Source organism: Sporolactobacillus shoreicorticis (genome assembly GCF_024125445.1).
Lineage (GTDB): Bacteria > Bacillota > Bacilli > Bacillales > Sporolactobacillaceae > Sporolactobacillus > Sporolactobacillus shoreicorticis.
The window spans coordinates 14,867-30,465 of the sequence record NZ_JAMXWM010000038.1 but is presented as its reverse complement, the minus strand read 5'-3'; the positions used below and the strand labels follow the sequence as shown (position 1 = coordinate 30,465).

The 15,599-nt window shown below is 44.4% G+C and carries 14 protein-coding genes and 1 tRNA gene; 2 read left to right on the top strand and 13 right to left on the bottom strand.

From position 1 onward, the window contains the following. Positions 1-54 precede the first annotated feature (54 nt). The 6 genes from hxlB to NIE88_RS20350 form a co-directional block, all read right to left on the bottom strand. Positions 55-597 (bottom strand): 6-phospho-3-hexuloisomerase, encoded by a 543-nt coding sequence (gene hxlB / locus NIE88_RS20375; protein ID WP_253065188.1) that lies wholly within the window; start codon positions 595-597, stop codon positions 55-57. Further along, complete coding sequence (locus NIE88_RS20370) at positions 579-1,220, bottom strand: orotidine 5'-phosphate decarboxylase / HUMPS family protein (RefSeq protein ID WP_253065187.1); 642 nt, start codon at positions 1,218-1,220, stop codon at positions 579-581. Before NIE88_RS20370 ends, hxlB begins: the two co-directional genes overlap by 19 nt. Before the next feature lie 24 nt (positions 1,221-1,244). After that, positions 1,245-2,252, bottom strand: a complete 1,008-nt coding sequence (locus tag NIE88_RS20365) for a sugar kinase (protein ID WP_253065186.1) — start codon at positions 2,250-2,252, stop codon at positions 1,245-1,247. Next, complete coding sequence (locus NIE88_RS20360; RefSeq protein WP_253065185.1) at positions 2,249-3,034, bottom strand: sugar phosphate isomerase/epimerase family protein; 786 nt, start codon at positions 3,032-3,034, stop codon at positions 2,249-2,251. Before NIE88_RS20360 ends, NIE88_RS20365 begins: the two co-directional genes overlap by 4 nt. Before the next feature lie 54 nt (positions 3,035-3,088). After that, a complete protein-coding gene (locus tag NIE88_RS20355) occupies positions 3,089-4,117 on the bottom strand; it encodes a LacI family DNA-binding transcriptional regulator (protein ID WP_253065184.1) in 1,029 nt (342 codons plus the stop codon). 94 nt (positions 4,118-4,211) lie between these two features. Further along, positions 4,212-5,345 carry a PTS fructose transporter subunit IIC gene (locus NIE88_RS20350; protein WP_253065183.1) on the bottom strand — a complete coding sequence of 378 codons (1,134 nt, stop codon included), beginning with the start codon at positions 5,343-5,345 and terminating at the stop codon, positions 4,212-4,214. A gap of 241 nt (positions 5,346-5,586) precedes the next feature. Here NIE88_RS20350 and NIE88_RS20345 point away from each other — a divergent pair. Further along, positions 5,587-5,658: transfer RNA gene (locus NIE88_RS20345), tRNA-Gln, on the top strand. A 377-nt stretch (positions 5,659-6,035) separates the two neighbouring features. Here the strand turns inward: NIE88_RS20345 and NIE88_RS20340 are convergent. Next, positions 6,036-6,737, bottom strand: a complete 702-nt coding sequence (locus NIE88_RS20340) for a TetR/AcrR family transcriptional regulator (protein WP_253065182.1) — start codon at positions 6,735-6,737, stop codon at positions 6,036-6,038. Between the two features lie 156 nt (positions 6,738-6,893). Between NIE88_RS20340 and NIE88_RS20335 the strand changes: the two genes are divergently transcribed. Continuing rightward, positions 6,894-8,876 (top strand): ABC transporter ATP-binding protein/permease, encoded by a 1,983-nt coding sequence (locus NIE88_RS20335; protein ID WP_253065181.1) that lies wholly within the window; start codon positions 6,894-6,896, stop codon positions 8,874-8,876. 135 nt (positions 8,877-9,011) lie between these two features. Here the strand turns inward: NIE88_RS20335 and NIE88_RS20330 are convergent, their stop codons facing one another. From NIE88_RS20330 to NIE88_RS20305, 6 genes are all read right to left on the bottom strand, one after another. After that, positions 9,012-10,169: a mannitol-1-phosphate 5-dehydrogenase gene (locus NIE88_RS20330; RefSeq protein WP_253065180.1), complete on the bottom strand. Its 1,158-nt coding sequence runs from the start codon at positions 10,167-10,169 to the stop codon at positions 9,012-9,014. 16 nt (positions 10,170-10,185) lie between these two features. Then, positions 10,186-12,279: a BglG family transcription antiterminator gene (locus NIE88_RS20325; protein WP_253065179.1), complete on the bottom strand. Its 2,094-nt coding sequence runs from the start codon at positions 12,277-12,279 to the stop codon at positions 10,186-10,188. Between the two features lie 54 nt (positions 12,280-12,333). Then, complete coding sequence (locus tag NIE88_RS20320) at positions 12,334-14,238, bottom strand: PTS mannitol transporter subunit IICBA (protein ID WP_253065178.1); 1,905 nt, start codon at positions 14,236-14,238, stop codon at positions 12,334-12,336. 385 nt (positions 14,239-14,623) lie between these two features. Further along, complete coding sequence (locus NIE88_RS20315; RefSeq protein WP_253065177.1) at positions 14,624-14,794, bottom strand: YvrJ family protein; 171 nt, start codon at positions 14,792-14,794, stop codon at positions 14,624-14,626. A gap of 79 nt (positions 14,795-14,873) precedes the next feature. Beyond that, a complete protein-coding gene (locus tag NIE88_RS20310; protein WP_253065176.1) occupies positions 14,874-15,092 on the bottom strand; it encodes a DUF2922 domain-containing protein in 219 nt (72 codons plus the stop codon). Positions 15,093-15,134: 42 nt separating this feature from the next. Then, entirely contained in the window at positions 15,135-15,353 is a 219-nt protein-coding gene (locus NIE88_RS20305) for a DUF1659 domain-containing protein (protein WP_253065175.1), read from the bottom strand. Between the last annotated feature and the right edge of the window lie 246 nt (positions 15,354-15,599).

Below are 15,599 nucleotides of genomic sequence, written 5' to 3'. Positions count from 1 at the left end.
ACCAAGATTATCCATGATCAATTCCTCCTAAAATTTTTTTTACAATAACGTTGATTATTCAACGTTGGTATGCATTTTGACTGCGTCTTCCTCAGATGTATGATCACGAAGACTGAGCTTCAGACAAAGGGCATCAAGTGTAATATGAACGGCCTGATCGAACAAAGAACTGAGCAGCTGAACGGATTTCTTATTCTTGTCACCCTTTGTTGCTCCGGGGATCACAATGGTACAATCGGCAAGCCCGGCCAAAGATGAACCCGCCTTGCTTGTTGCCGCAATGACAGTCAGTCCTTTTTCTTTTGCTGCCCGAGTATCATTCACCACATTTTTAGTTTTCCCTGAGCCGGATACGGCGAAATAAACATCACCGGCTGCGATTGACGGCGTTACGGTTTCGCCGATCACATGCGCTTGATAACCAATGTGCATCAAGCGCATCGCGAACCCTTTTGCCTGAAAACCGCTGCGTCCCGAACCGTCGACAAAAATGCGTTTGTCTTTTTGAATCAGTGCCATAGCCGCATCCAAATCTGCTTCATCCACTTGATTGATGACCTCATCAATCTCCTTTAAAATCACATCGAAGACTTGCATGTTTCTGCCATCACCCTTCTAAATTTTCTAGCTGCATCTATTGGATTATTTGCCTTCGTAATTCCTGAACCGACAATAACAATTTCCGGAGCAGCCGCAGACAGTCCGGCAACAGTCTGAAGATTAATTCCGCCGGCAATGGCGACTCGCCTGACACCCGGAAATGCTTTTTTGAACGCAAGCACATCGCCACTCGGGTTGGCAGTCGCTCCTTGATCGACAGACGTATGCAAGCAATAAATCGCATGTGGAAAATGAACGATTTCAGACGTCTTTTCCGGCGTGCATTCCAGTAAATCAATCATCATGTCTTTGCCGCAACCTTCTGAAACGTCGTAGCATTTCTGAAGAGTTTCGATAGAAGAAGCACCCATTACGGTCAAGATATCTGCTCCGTGACGGAATCCTTGTTTGAATTCATACGCGCCTTCATCAATCGTTTTAATATCGCCGAGCAGTTGAGCACCGCCTGCTTCCTCTTTCAAATCGTCAAGTACCGTCACCCCATAGTCTTTAATCAGAGAGGTTCCTGCTTCTAAAATATCTGCCTCCGGCGCAAGTTTCTGCATTAGCACTTTTGCCTCATCAAGCAATACACGATCAATCGCAATTTGTAATTTCAACAGAACCCCCACCTTCTTAATGCGTTAAATTACTTTCAAAGTATTTGTTGTTTGATCCTTAGCTTCAGGACTTTTCGAGACAGCTTTTTCAATGAATGTACGAAGTTGATTACGATTCGGCAGACCTTCATTATCACTGATATGCTGAACCTGAATGGCACCGATCGCATTCCCACGTTCAAGCACTTGATCATCCGGCAACGCTTCCAAAATTCCAGTAATGATGCCGACTGCGAATCCGTCACCCGCGCCAACCGTATCGACAACATGATCAACATGGAACGCTGAGACCTGAGTTTCGGCAACCTGCCCGTCTGAGCGCAGACGTTTGCAGTAGGCACCAGTACTGCCCAGCTTGATGATGACCGTTTTAGCCCCATTGTTTAGATAAAAATCGGCAATTGCTTCTTTTGTTGTTCGACCGGTAAGCCGCTTTCCTTCGCGAAATCCCGGAAGAACCACATCGCAAAGACCTGCAAGCTGGTTAATACGCGCAACCATTGTTGCTTCATCCTTCCACAACGTCGGCCGGAGATTCGGGTCGAAAGTGACCATCAAATGATTGGTCCGAGCCTTTTCGATCAATTTTAAAGTTGCATCAAAGGTTTCCGGACTCAATGCCGGAAAAATACCCGTCACGTGTAAAATTTTGGCACCTGTGAAATCCATTTTCTCAATGAGTTCGGCAGATAAATGTGCGGCAGCTGATCCTTTCCTAAAATAAACGACTTTCGGATCTTCAACCTCAGTTTTGCTTTTCAGTTGAAAACCGGTTGAGTAGCGGCCGTTCACAGTGACAAGACCAGTTTCAACAGCTTCTTTATTAAGGAACTGGCGGATGTAGGCGCCGAAAGGATCATCACCGACCTGGCTGATCAGTGAAACACTGTGATTCAAGCGAGCAACACCTACCGAAACATTTACCTCGGCACCGGCAATATAGCGTGTGAAGTGTACAACATCCTTAAGATCGCCTTCCGAATCTGCAACAAACATAATCATTGGTTCGCCTATTGTAATGACCTCGCTCATGATTGAGCACCTTCTTTCTGTTTGGATAGAACTTGCTTGACCTTTGCTAATTCCACTTTCAAAAGATCCGGTGAATCAATCGGATACTCAACGACCACGGGAATGTCGCTTGGGCATTCATTCAATGCGCGCACCCAATCAATCGTGCCATTTCCCAGCAATTCTGTTTTCAAGCCATTTTTCGTAGAGACATCTTTCAGATGAAAAATGGTTGCGTAGGAGCCGACTTGACGCGCAGCTTCGAGTGGGTCAGTCTTTTGCCACAACCAGTTTCCGAGATCAAAGGTGTAACCGATCGGACTGTTACTCAATTTTTTCAACGCAGCGTTTACAAAATCGAGCTTCCCATTTTCTGCGGTCTGATCATTTTCAATGGTCAATGAAATCGCGTACCGCTTGATCATTTGCTTAAGTCTCTCTAAATCATCTGCACTCAGATTCATTGGTTCGCCGATATTGAGCTTTATATTTTCCGCATGAAGCGTTTCAGCTTCTTGAAAATAATCATTCAATCGACTTGTAATGACTCCGTTTTCAAAAAGTTTTTCAGGAACTGAATAAAGCACATGCGAACCGGTTTGTTCTGCCTGCTCGCCGCAACGATCCATATCCTCTAATAAATCGTTTTCAAAATATTCACGTCTTACTTCAATACCCGATACACCAACAACCTGTGCTGTTTGAAAAAGATCCGACTGACTTTTCTGCCCTGCATCTAATTGTTTTTTAAAGACTAACGTATTCAGATAGAGCGGATTCACCATAATCACTTCCTTCATCATTTTTTGTTAACCGATTAACAAAACCGATTTAGTTTATGAATATTAAAAAACGGTTTAGTCTGTTGATCCACGAATAATCAGGTTTGCCGGAAGTTCGAACACTTCTGACTTGCCCTTCCGCTTTCCTTCAAGACGATCAATCAATAGTTCCGCAGCCTTGATTCCCATCCCATATGGATCCTGCTGAATAACGGTGATCCCCGGAGAAATCAATTCACCCCAGCCCCAATCGTCATAGCCATAGATACCGATTTCACTTGGAATGGACAAACGTAATTCATGAAGCATTTGCAGAACCACAAGCAGGATTTGACCATTAACCGCAAACAATGCAATTTTTTCATTTCCATGCAAACGCTTGATTTTCATCAATTTTTCTTTAATATCAAGTGTATTATTTTTATCAATAGTCATCAGACACTGATCATGGTCCAAACCTTTTTCACGAAGCGCATCTTCAACCGCTTTTTTTCGAATGGACCGGGTGCTGATACTATCTATATTCTCCGTGACAAAATAAATACGTGAATAATTATTCTTAATCAGATAGGCGGTTGCCTGATAAGTTACATCATAATTGTTGGATGTAACCAAATCGAAGAAGGGATGCTCAATCTGTCTGTCAATCAGAACAACAGGTAGATCGTTGTTTTTCAGCTCCGCATAGATGGAACTGGAATATCCTGTCGGATTAATCAGCAGCGCGTCAACATTGTGATCAATCAATGAAAGAACACCCTCCTCCTCACTCTTCTGACTGTTATCCGTGTTCAAAATCAGCATATGATAATTCCGTCGATTGCACACATCGTTGACACCTTTCATCATCATCGATGAAAACGGATTTTCAATATCTGCAACAATGACGCCGATCTGATTTGTCTTTTTCGATTTCAAGCCGCGTGCAATATTACTTGGACGATAATTAAGTTCGTCGATGACTGCTTCAATACGCCTACGCGTTTTCAGTGACATATATTCATATTTTTCGTTCAGGTATCGGGAAATCGTTGTTGTGGAAACACCAGCCTTTTTGGCAACGATAGAAATAGTTGCGTGTTTCGACGTTTCTTCCGTTTCCATAGCCGATTCCCCCTCGCAGTCTGCAATCAATAGTGTGTATCGATTTCTATCTTTTATATTATAGCGTTTTCACAAAAGAGAGCAAGTAAAATACTTAAATATTCTGCGGCTCGCCATTTAACTCAGCAGCAGTAATGATTTGATCCGGTGTTCCTTTTTTTTCATGCTTTTCTTCAGCTATATTCTTTTTCAACAACCCGATCATTATCGCGGTGATAACGACTCCGGTCAGTATGGCGACAAGATACAATCCCTGTTGAACCATTCCGCCCTGGACAATGGGTAAGACGAACAATCCGCCGTGCGGCGCCGGAAGCGCAATATGAAACGCCATCGTCAGCGCACCGGCAATCGCTGACCCTACGATTCCTGAAGGAATAATGCGCAGCGCATCCTTCGCCGCGACCGGCATCGCGCTTTCAGTGATAAAACTTGCTCCAAGGAGAAAATACGTTTTTCCCTGATCGCGGTCAAAAGCATCGAATTTCTTTTTAAAGAGTACGGTAGCAAGCCCGATACCTATAGGCGGTACCATACCGCCGGCCATGATCGCAGCCATTGGATAATAGTTTCCGGCACTGATCATTGCAAGGCCAAATGTATAGGCTGCCTTATTAATCGGTCCTCCCAAGTCCACAGCCATCATCGCTCCGAGAATCAGGCCAAGCACTTCCAGTCCGGATCCTTGAAAACTGCTTAAGCAGCCCGCCAGCCAATTATTAAATGCGCTCATCGGATAGGCGACGACCTCATACATCACCACTCCGGTAAAGAGAACACTGACAACCGGGTAAAGCAGCACATTTCGTAAATTCACCAGATTCTTCGGGAATTTGCGACAAATCCGATTTAAAAATCGGATAAAGTAACCAGATAAATATCCGGCCAAAATTCCTCCAAAGAAACCGCTTCCTGTACTTGCAGCAATAAGTCCTCCGATCATGCCCGGAGCAAGAGCCAGTGTACCGGATATACCATAAGCGATAAACCCGGCCAGAATGGGAACCATTAACGCGAATCCGTTGCCATGCCCTATGTTATATAGAAGCGCAGCAACCGCATTATAAGAAGGATCTTTGGGATCAGCGGCGTTGACTCCGAACATAAAGGAGACCGCCATTAAGATACCACCTCCGACAACGAAGGGAATCATATGTCGAATCCCATTCATCAGGCTCTCATAAAGTTCGTGTGGAATTCCCTTCTTTTTCGTTTGCTCTTTATTCATTGTAAATCGCCCCTTTCTATGTTAATCGATTAACTAAATCGATTAATTAATTTGGTCTATTACCTTTTAACACTGTATATTGTAAGCGTTATCTAGAAAAAATGCAACCCCTTACATTTAAAACATTTGACTATATCATGAACAAACGCAAAATAATCAGATCCTGATTGCTCGATTTTTTTTTCAAAAATACTTGCATTATTATTTTCTACTGGTTATAATATTTCTTGTTCTGATTCATTACCCCATGGCCAAACGGTAAGGCAGCGGTTTCTGGGGCCGCGATGTTCTGGTTCGAATCCAGATGGGGTAATCACACGAGAGCCCGAAAACCTTAATATATTAAGGTTTTCGGGCTCTTTCTTTATCTATGTCACTTTTCCGGATGTCAGTGGTTTTTTCTCTGATGCTGATTTTGCGGCTTTTTTGTGCTTGCGTCATCTTTTCAATAAACGAAAGCAATCTGCCAATAATGAAGTGAAGAAGTTGAAAGAATACACAACAGCAGGTCTAAGTGAATTCAAGGTTGTTGATCAAATTCAGGAATTAACAAAACCCGGATTTGCAGTAGTTAACCACATACCCGATGAAGGCTGATCCCATAGTACTCATGAATTTTTACATATTTATTGTTTAAAATAAAGCAGTCGAACGGATCGCAGGTTCGGCTGCTTTGCTTTACAAATACATTTATTGTGATTTAGTGGTTGTACGTTTCTGCTTTTTCTGTTTTTCATTACGATTTTCAAAGGCTTTATGACAAGTATGAAGCCTTTGAAAATCGTCTACCTTTATTGATCTAACCGCGCCAAGTAGTCCGCGCAAAAACATCGTATCCAACTCATGATCAATTTGCTTTAATAATTGCGGTGTGATCTTGAGTTTTTCCAGATGCTCCGGATTTCGAAAGTATTGAAAAAACATATCAATGTAAATATATACGGTCGTATTGCTCAAATCGTCGGCAATATACCCATCTGCTCGACCGCGAGCAACAAATTGCCGCCAAAAATCGCTCTGACTGTCGAACATATGATAAATCTCATTATCTTGGTACATTTTAAAAATGAGATCCATCAACTTTTCAGGCACACTATTGTGTATCTGTTTCGAAGACAGTTGCATCCGTTGCAAAATTTCTGGAAAGGTTAGTGACGGGTCGTTTAAATAATTGATTAACGTCTGTTGATAGCTGGCAAGCATGTGCAGCACTACTGCTTTCGATAATTTTTCTTTGCTCGAAAAGTAGTTATAAAGCGTCGCTGTTGAAATGCCGATTGACCGCGCTAAATCACGCATCTTAATAGCCTCAAGGCTGACCTCTTTATATCGTTCGACGGCGGCCGTGAGAATGCGTTCGCGCATCCTATCCTTTCTTTCACTTCGTTTCATGCCTACGCCTACTTTCATCTCGTTTCATTCATTTTTTCGTCACAATAATTCTAAAAATAATTTAAGGTTTTGTCAAAAAAACTAAAACATTATTGACATTTTGTTTTAGTTTTTTTATATTTAATACTGGTGCAAAATAAATAAAGGAGGAGACTCATGGCCTTTCTCGAACTAAAAGATATACACAAGTCGTACTTTCTGGGCAAAGAAGAATTTCCCGTTCTGAATGGTATTGATCTCCAATTAGATCGAGGCGAATTTGTTTCGATTCTGGGAGAATCAGGCGGAGGAAAATCAACCCTGATGAATATCATCGGCGGATTGGATCGTAAATTTACCGGTCAGGTAACGATTGATGGGCATCAGCTTGACCATACCAAGGAAAAGCAGCTCGACAATTACCGTCGCGGTACGATCGGCTATATATACCAATCGTATAATTTAATTAGCCATCTGAACATCGTTGAAAATGTTTTGGTGTCGCTAGACATGACAACACTTAGAGGTGGCCAGCGAAAGGAACGCGCCATCGCGCTGCTCAAAAAAGTTGGTTTGGGGGATCATTTAAAGAAACGACCGAATCAGCTTTCAGGAGGACAAAAGCAGCGTGTAGCGATTGCGCGTGCGCTTGCCAGTGACCCTGAAATCATTATTGCCGACGAGCCTACCGGCGCGCTGGACTCGAGAAACACTGCGGAAGTTCTTAAGCTTCTCGACCAAATCGCGGCTGAAGGAAAACTGGTCATCACGGTTACTCACTCTCAAGAGGTAGCAAACTACGGAACTCGGATCGTTCATCTTACCGATGGCCAGATTGATGGTGATACACGTTTAAAACCCGCTTATCCTGTCCCTCAAGAAGATCTGTCTCAGTTTAAAGCAAAGCCGCTGTCTTCCGGAGCAAGCTACCACAATGCGTTCAAACATCTTACCTTTAACTTCTGGCGCAATTCGCTCATTATGCTTGGAACAGCAATCGGACTTTTCGCGGTCCTGCTCTTCAGTGGTCTCGGCAACGGAGTCAACGCCTTCATCCAGGATCAGATCAATTCAATGGTCAATCCGAATTCTATTACCGTATTTAAGAACCCTACCGGTAAAAAAATGAGCTCTGCCGAATTACAGCAATCAATGCAGCAGTTTGCCAGTGATCCGTCCAAGCTTCTGATTACAGACAGTCAGGTTGACCGTCTGCGTGATTTAAAACATGTGGACAAGGTTGAGCCAGGTTATCAGTTCAGCACGTACACGTTGTCTTATAATAAAAAGAATTCAAACGGTTCGGGAATTCAGACGTGGACAAAGGCGTTCGCCGACGACACGGTTAAAACAGGGCACGCACCCGGAAACAACGAAATTGTCATCAACAAGAATCAGGCAATTGCTCTGACTAGTGCCAAAACGTATAAACAGCTTCAGGGGAAAAAAATTCAACTGACTGCGCAATGGATCAATACGAAAAATCAACCGATTCAAATTTCCGGAACACTTAAGGTTGTCGGATTCTCAGACAATGCCCAGACACTGCCTGCAGCCACCAATTACCATACAATGCGTGACTTGCTTGAAAAGAAGAATGGAGTAACAAAGGCAAACTATGTTTCCGTTAATGTTACCGAACCGACTTATGTCAAACAGGTCGCCAAAAAGATTCAAGGATTCAAGGATAACGATAAGTACGTTTATGGAGCCGTTACCGTCGGCGACATTCTCGACACGATCAATCAGTATGTCCAGATCGCTTCGATCGTTCTATCAGCGATCGCCGGTATTTCACTCCTCGTTTCCGCGCTCATGATCATTGTAACGATGTTTATGTCCGTATCTGAGCGAACGAAAGAAATCGGCATCCTGCGCGCCCTCGGTCAGCGCAAGAAGGACATTCGCCGACTGTTTACCGCCGAATCAATCCTGATTGGCCTGTTCTCAGCGGCTCTTGCACTGATCTTTGCTTATGGATTTAGCACGCTGCTCAATCACCTGCTTTACAGTATCGTTAAATTCAACATGGTTCAGATTACAGTAGCCAACATCATCACAATTGTGATCATTGCTCTTGTGATCTCATTTATTGCTGCGCTTCTGCCAGCAAGACGTGCATCACGATTGAATCCAATTGATGCACTGTCCGCTGATTAATCGTTTACAACAAAATAAATACGGTATTTAAAAACGTCATGTCGTCATGCATGGCGTTTTATTTACAGATGATCAATGTCAAAAAGCGCTCTGCCCATAATACTGGCAGAACGCTTTTTTCAGATCATACAAAGCTTATTTTTTCAGCAAATTGACATTTTCATAGTAGTAGTAGTGTACGACTTCCTTTGCAATCGGATCATCTTCTTCGAAACCACATACATCACGCAGAACAGCCCGCACGCCCTTTTGTTTCAATTGCTGCTGCAGGCTTTCTGCTTCGGCGTCCTCGCTGTAATCGAAATGCAGTGCCGCGGCCATGACCTTGGCTAAATGCTGAAACGGCAAACCGAGCTTCTGCGCTTCGCGCGCCGGTTTGACCAGTCGGTCTTCCGATCCGAGCTTGCGAAGCGGGGACCGCCCAACACGTGTCACGTCATCGTTCAGCTTCGGGTTCTGGAATCGGTACAGAATCTTTTCAATGTATTGTTCATGCACCTCTGGCTTGAAACCGTATCGTTTGATAAGATAAGCGCCGGTCTCTTCAATCGTTGCTTTTACGTTTTGATAGATGTCGGAATCGCGCAGCGCTTCATGAATTTTCTGTTTTCCTGCCTGATAGCCGAGATACGCGGTCGTCGCATGCCCGGTGTTTACCGTAAAGAGCTTACGCTCAATGTACGGAGCAAGATCCGGAACGATCTGCATGCCCTTCACTTCAGGCAAATCCAGATCGGTCGCGACGATCCATTCACGATAATCTTCAACGAGCACATCCAGCAATTCCTCGTTATGCTGCAGAGGAACAATTCGGTCAACCGCCGAATTCAAGAAGTAAACTGTTCCGTCCATTTTTTTAATCGTTGCTTCATCAAGTGCTTTCAGAACTTCTTTTTCCAACAAATCAGTAGCGTTAATCTGATTTTCACAGGCAATCACATAAATCTTCTCATCCGTATGATTCAAACGCTCAGTTAACCCCTTGGCGATCAGCGGCGCAATAAACGGAAGCACCTTGGGTCCGATCGCCGTTGTTAGATAAACCGCTTTTCCGATTGCTTCAATTACTTGATCCGGATTGGTCTTGCTGTTAATGCCGGAAACGTTGTGAATGGTGATCGTTTCCTGATTCTCTGCTGCCGTTCTGACCGTATACGTCTGTTTCTCATTTAACGCGGCAATGATTTGTTCGGCAATGTCGACAAAGCTTACATGATAACCGGATTCGGCAAACAGCGCGCCGATGAATCCTCTTCCAATGTTTCCCGCACCAAAATGTACGACTTCCTGCATGATCCTCATCCCTTTTTTAAAATTTATCAATCAAAAATTGATAGAAAATAGCTTCCAATTTTGTTCGAATCATTGCTTCATTTGCAGAAGCAAAAGTCAATATGCTTTCACGATCCTCTACTAGCGACGAACTGATTGTACTGATCACTTCTTGTGCAATCGAATTTAACGGTTCAGGTGCGAGCATCAGCAGAAAAGTGCCGACCGAACACGTGCCACCGTCCATCGCCTCTAATTCGAAATGCTTGCTTGAGTGTGCCATTTTAAAACACAGCTGCCGTACCGACTTGTCTCGGCAATGAAACAGTGCCATATTCGTTCCCGGAACGGCGAGCCCTGCCATGCGTTCGCGTTCAATCAACCGCCAATAGACCGGTTCACGATCTTCGATGATCGATTGGTCGAAGCAAATGTCAATTAATCGAAGCAGAACATCATTCATTTTTTCCGCCTGACGTACTTGGATCACCGAAAAGCCCTTTAAAAGATCACGAATTGCTGATTGTGCCTGATCCACTTCATTCATTAATTGCTGCAGCGAATACCGGCCGGAAGCATTCGAACGCGCAGCAGATCGTTTCGGAAGCAGGTCCGCACCCTTACCGCCTTTTGAAAGATTCCGTGTAATCTGTTCAATTGCTGCCATGTCCTCTTTACTGAGCAGCGGATTAACGAATAAACACGGTATTTTCTGTTTCGGCAGATGAACGGTCGACAGAATCAGATCAAAAGTGTCTAAATCCATGTGGGCCATTTCATGAATCGAAGCAATGTGCACCGAGTACAATTCCGGCATTTCTTTTCTGAGCCTTGCCGCAAGCATTTTCGACGCACCGATTCCGGTCGGACAGACAATCAGCGCGCGAATGTTTCGCACCTGCTTGTGCTGTTCCAAGGCCGAACCGAAATGCAGCACGATAAAGGCAATCTCGTCGTCCGGGAATTGAATTTGCTGAAACACCTGCTTCAACGCCTGTTCGGTAATCTTGAACAGCACAGGAAACTGATCGATGATTTGCTGCGTCAACGGATTGAACGAAGCGAGATCTTTTCTTATCCGGAACAAGGAAGGTTCCAGATGTGCCATCAATCCTTGGAATAAAGAAAAGTCGCTGGTCAAATCCACCTGTAATTGCTGTGAAACATGTTGAATCAGCTTCTTAATCGCTTTACCGGTAATCACCTGATCAAAATAGATGGATTCTGCATTTTGCAGCCGTGAACCCTTTAGCAGCGTGACCATAAACGCCTTTTCTTGATCCGGCAGTTCAATGCCTAGTTGATCGGATAGGAGTGTGCCAATCTTTTCAATAAAGGGCAGCGCTTCTATTTCATGACTGCTTTGCTTCTCACTCACTTTTTCACCTTCGAGCGGATGCCCGCTTTCAAAACGCTGCAGTGCGATACATACCTGAATGAGAAAGTTGATATAATCACTGTCCGCAAGTTCCATATAAAGTTTACCCAGATTCTGTTTCATCGCCTGATCAATCACCGACAAATAATCGGACTTAAAATAGTGAAGTACAGGCACGCCTCGTTTCAACTGACTGTGGTTGATTTGAAAAATCGCCTCAATCAACGCTTCATTAAAATAGAACAAATAGAAATGGGCAAGTGCTGTTCGTTTGGAGCGTTCCGAACCGATCACTTGTATGCCGACACCGCGTTTGCGGACGACATGCGCGTCAAAATCTTCAGTCCATGCGGACAGTTCATCCAGATAACCGCTCAACGTCGTTGACGAAATATCCAGTTCCTTTGCCAGCGGTCCTGTTTTCATCGGTTCATCGGCAGCAAATAATTTCAGAAACAGCAGGAGTTTTCGTTCCTTTGCCGATAGATCTACCGGTTTAATTTTTGAAAGCTCCTGTACCAGCCTAAAAACGGCTTTATCAGGACCTTGAATTTGCAGCGCCTTGTCTTGATTTTGAATCAATTGCAGACCAAACGGTTTGAGCAGTTTCTCAACATTTTTTAAGTCGCGGTGAACCGTGCGCACACTGACCTGAAGATAGGATGCCATCGATAAGGTTGAATGTCTGCCACTTGTCTTCATCAGCAGTTCAAGTATGGTTTTTTCTCGATTGGTCATGTACATCGAATTCATCTGCCTTTTTTCCTTTAACATAACACAAAGAACAGACAATTTATCGTGAAAGCACTACGCGTTTTGCGTGACCGCTTTATTAATGACTTCAAGCAATTCTTCGACCGTTTGCGCGCGTACCATCTCGCCAACATTGATTACGTCGGAGCAGGCAACCGCAATTTTCGAAAGGATTTCCAAATGACTGTTATTCTTACCGGCAATCGCAAAGACAAGTCGTACCTTGTTTCCTTCAAAATCAACACTGTCCGGGATTTGAACAATCACAATACCTGAAGCCAGCACCTCTTTTTTCACTTCTTCTGTGCCGTGAGGAATCGCAATTCCATTTCCCATATAAGTCGACATCAGCCGATCTCTGGCAATCATGCCTTCAACATAGGACGGTTTGACATAACCGCCGTCCACCAGCTTTTGACCGGCAAAACGAATAACCTCTTCTTTGGTCTTAAACGACTGATTGATGAACACATTTTCTTTTCGCAGGATCGTTCCATCAACAAATGGTTGTGTTTCCGTTTCTTCCGGCGCTTGCACTGCGATTTTTTCTCCCTTGCTCAGTTGATTGATCAGGAGGTCATATTCAGGGCTGCTCAAGAAATTGTCGACAGAAATATGGACGGCGCTCGGCGCTTTGTCACGCGCCCGCTGTGTGAGTTCGGATTGCGTGACAACGATTTGCGCGTCACTCGGGATAGAGCTGACCGCAGTATTTGTCACATTGATATCAAGCCCTGCGGCTTTCACTTTTTTTCTCAACAGTGATGCGCCCATCGCACTTGAGCCCATACCGGCATCGCAGGCAAAGACAATTTTCTTCACTGCTTTCGGATCGAATTCTTCACTGCCCGCCAGCACACCGGAAACACTGCTTTTCTTTCCTTTCATGCTTTCCATTTTTCGCGTTGCTTCCCCGAGATCTTCGTTTTCCGACTTATCTGTTTTCAGAATCAGCATGGAAATGACGAAAGATACCGTTAATGAGACAAGGACATCCGCAATATTGGCTACAAAACTGCCAAAAGATTTAGGTGTTACGGCCAGCATAGCAAGGAAACTGCCGGGAGAAGCCGGTCCGACCAGTCCGCCTTTTAATGTAACCAAAGTGAAAATACCGCTCATACCGCCGGCAACGGTCGCTAGAATTAAAAGCGGTTTCATTAAAATGTAAGGGAAATAGATTTCATGAATCCCACCGAAGAAGTGGATGATTGCCGCACCGGGTGCCGACTTCTTCGCATTGCCCTTGCCAAAGAAACAATAAGCGAGCAATACACCCATTCCGGGGCCGGGGTTCGCTTCAAGGAAGAAGAGAACAGATTTTCCATATTCGCGTGCCTGCTCAACCGCGATTGGAGTCAACACGCCGTGATTGATCGCATTATTCAAGAATAGTATTTTGCCAGGTTCAATGAACAGACTGGCAAGTGGAAGCAAACCGGCATGAACAAGCCATTCAACACCTGAAGCAAGCCCGTTACTGATAACATCAACAACCGGCCCGATACCAAAGAATGCCACAACTGCCAGGATCGCTCCAAGAATACCCGCAGAGAAATTGTCGACAAGCATTTCAAAACCTGTTTTAACCTTGCCTTCAATCGACTTATCAAATTTTTTAATCACATAGCCGCCTAGCGGTCCCATAATCATCGCGCCGAGGAACATCGGAATGTCGGTACCAACAATGACACCTGCCGTGGCGATGGCGCCAACAACTCCGCCTCGATGACCAAATACAAGTTTACCTCCTGAGTAACCAATCAAAATCGGTAACAAATACTTAACCATCGGATCAACCATGGTCGCCAATGCTTTATTCGGCCACCAACCGGTTGGAATGAATAATGCCGTGATCAGCCCCCAAGCGATGAATGCACCGATGTTGGGCAGGATCATTGAACTCAGGAAGTTACCGAATTTCTGTACCCCAACTTTAACACTTGAACCTCCGGACATAACTTTCTCCTCCTTCTACTTGTCTATTCCAAGTGAACTACGGGTCAACCAGGAAAAAATAAAAACAAAAAACAGCCTTTATTAAAACGCTTACATTTTCCTGAAAACCTTATCTGTATCTCTTACATTTTTATTATAGTGAACCCTCGTTCACAAAAACAACACAAACTAAAACCAGTTTTGCCAACTCATGTGTGACAAAACTGGCCGAATGGGTTGAACTCAGCCAAGCTCATGGTCACCAAGCCTTCAGTGTCTTGACACCATTCCTGCTGATGCTCCGAGTGTGGTATGCAATTTTTCACGAATCTTCTCATTTGCCGTGGAACAGACAATAGCAAAAAGCGGCATCAACCGTTTGAACAAACGTTGTGCCGCCTTTTATTCAGATCTGTTTTTTCAGCAATTCATCCCGTTGATCGGCCTCCTGATCGACCGGAAGCAGGCGAATCGACTGAATCAACTCGTCAAGCTTGCCTTCAATCCGATGCAAGAGAAAAAAAGTGACAACAGCCGGAAAACCAACGTCCTTAACCATGGATAGCCAAACCTCCATAGCAGTTTCCTCCTTTCTGATCATGAATGAAGGCCGGAGAGAACGTTTGATGCATTCTCTTCGGCCTCATCAGATCGGGTTACACGTCCAGCTCAACGGGTATCGTGTTGTTTTCCGAGATGCGTGCCGATTTGACGGCCGTGATATCTCCGCTTAATGATCGGAACACGTTCTCCTCGATAATCGTATTCATCGCATCTTTGATCGCAGCAGGATCCGCCGGTTCAATCGGATCATTTAGCGAAAGCGTCACACTTTTACCCTCAGCGTTCAAAAAAACAAGATTCAATCGTTTCATCTCTTTTGCCTCCCTTCCATTGAATTGTCAACCTGATGTCCGTCAGTCAACGATTTCTGCGGTGTCGTTGCGTTCAACAGACACAAGCGGATGCTGCTGCAGCGGCGCTAATTTGCGCGCGATGGCGAGCAAGCCATCCTCCGAAGCGGCCGGCTTAATGTTTCTGAATGATTTGGTGAGCAGAATCTGCTCGCCTTTTTCATCTAAACCGCCGCTCAGGTTCATCACAAAGACTGATTCTGTGATTGTACGGGTTGCCATTTGAATCACCTCCTACATGTTGTATATAGGACATGAGTGCAAAATGTGGTGATGCCCACGTAAGAAAACTTGGCTTCACCAAGTCTTTGGTGCCAGTGAACCCTTCGTTGCGACGGTCATGGATGGCCTAGTGTCCGATGAGCTGGATGTGGTGCTTTTTCGGACCACTTACCTAAATTTTTATACTTTCTTGTTTGTGTAAGAAAATCCATCCGGCGTGATCACGGATGGATTTTCTCAAGTTGT

Bases quoted from the DNA above. Each gene is read 5' to 3' on its own strand.
- NIE88_RS20325 (WP_253065179.1), bottom strand. From the start codon at position 12,279: ATGAATTCGATGTACATGACCAATCGAGAAAAAACCATACTTGAACTG.
- NIE88_RS20320 (WP_253065178.1), bottom strand. From the start codon at position 14,238: ATGTCCGGAGGTTCAAGTGTTAAAGTTGGGGTACAGAAATTCGGTAAC.
- NIE88_RS20335 (WP_253065181.1), top strand. From the start codon at position 6,894: ATGGCCTTTCTCGAACTAAAAGATATACACAAGTCGTACTTTCTGGGC.
- NIE88_RS20340 (WP_253065182.1), bottom strand. From the start codon at position 6,737: ATGAAACGAAGTGAAAGAAAGGATAGGATGCGCGAACGCATTCTCACG.
- NIE88_RS20305 (WP_253065175.1), bottom strand. From the start codon at position 15,353: ATGGCAACCCGTACAATCACAGAATCAGTCTTTGTGATGAACCTGAGC.
- NIE88_RS20355 (WP_253065184.1), bottom strand. From the start codon at position 4,117: ATGGAAACGGAAGAAACGTCGAAACACGCAACTATTTCTATCGTTGCC.
- NIE88_RS20315 (WP_253065177.1), bottom strand. From the start codon at position 14,794: ATGGAGGTTTGGCTATCCATGGTTAAGGACGTTGGTTTTCCGGCTGTT.
- NIE88_RS20350 (WP_253065183.1), bottom strand. From the start codon at position 5,345: ATGAATAAAGAGCAAACGAAAAAGAAGGGAATTCCACACGAACTTTAT.
- hxlB (WP_253065188.1), bottom strand. From the start codon at position 597: ATGCAAGTCTTCGATGTGATTTTAAAGGAGATTGATGAGGTCATCAAT.
- NIE88_RS20360 (WP_253065185.1), bottom strand. From the start codon at position 3,034: ATGATGAAGGAAGTGATTATGGTGAATCCGCTCTATCTGAATACGTTA.
- NIE88_RS20365 (WP_253065186.1), bottom strand. From the start codon at position 2,252: ATGAGCGAGGTCATTACAATAGGCGAACCAATGATTATGTTTGTTGCA.
- NIE88_RS20330 (WP_253065180.1), bottom strand. From the start codon at position 10,169: ATGCAGGAAGTCGTACATTTTGGTGCGGGAAACATTGGAAGAGGATTC.
- NIE88_RS20310 (WP_253065176.1), bottom strand. From the start codon at position 15,092: ATGAAACGATTGAATCTTGTTTTTTTGAACGCTGAGGGTAAAAGTGTG.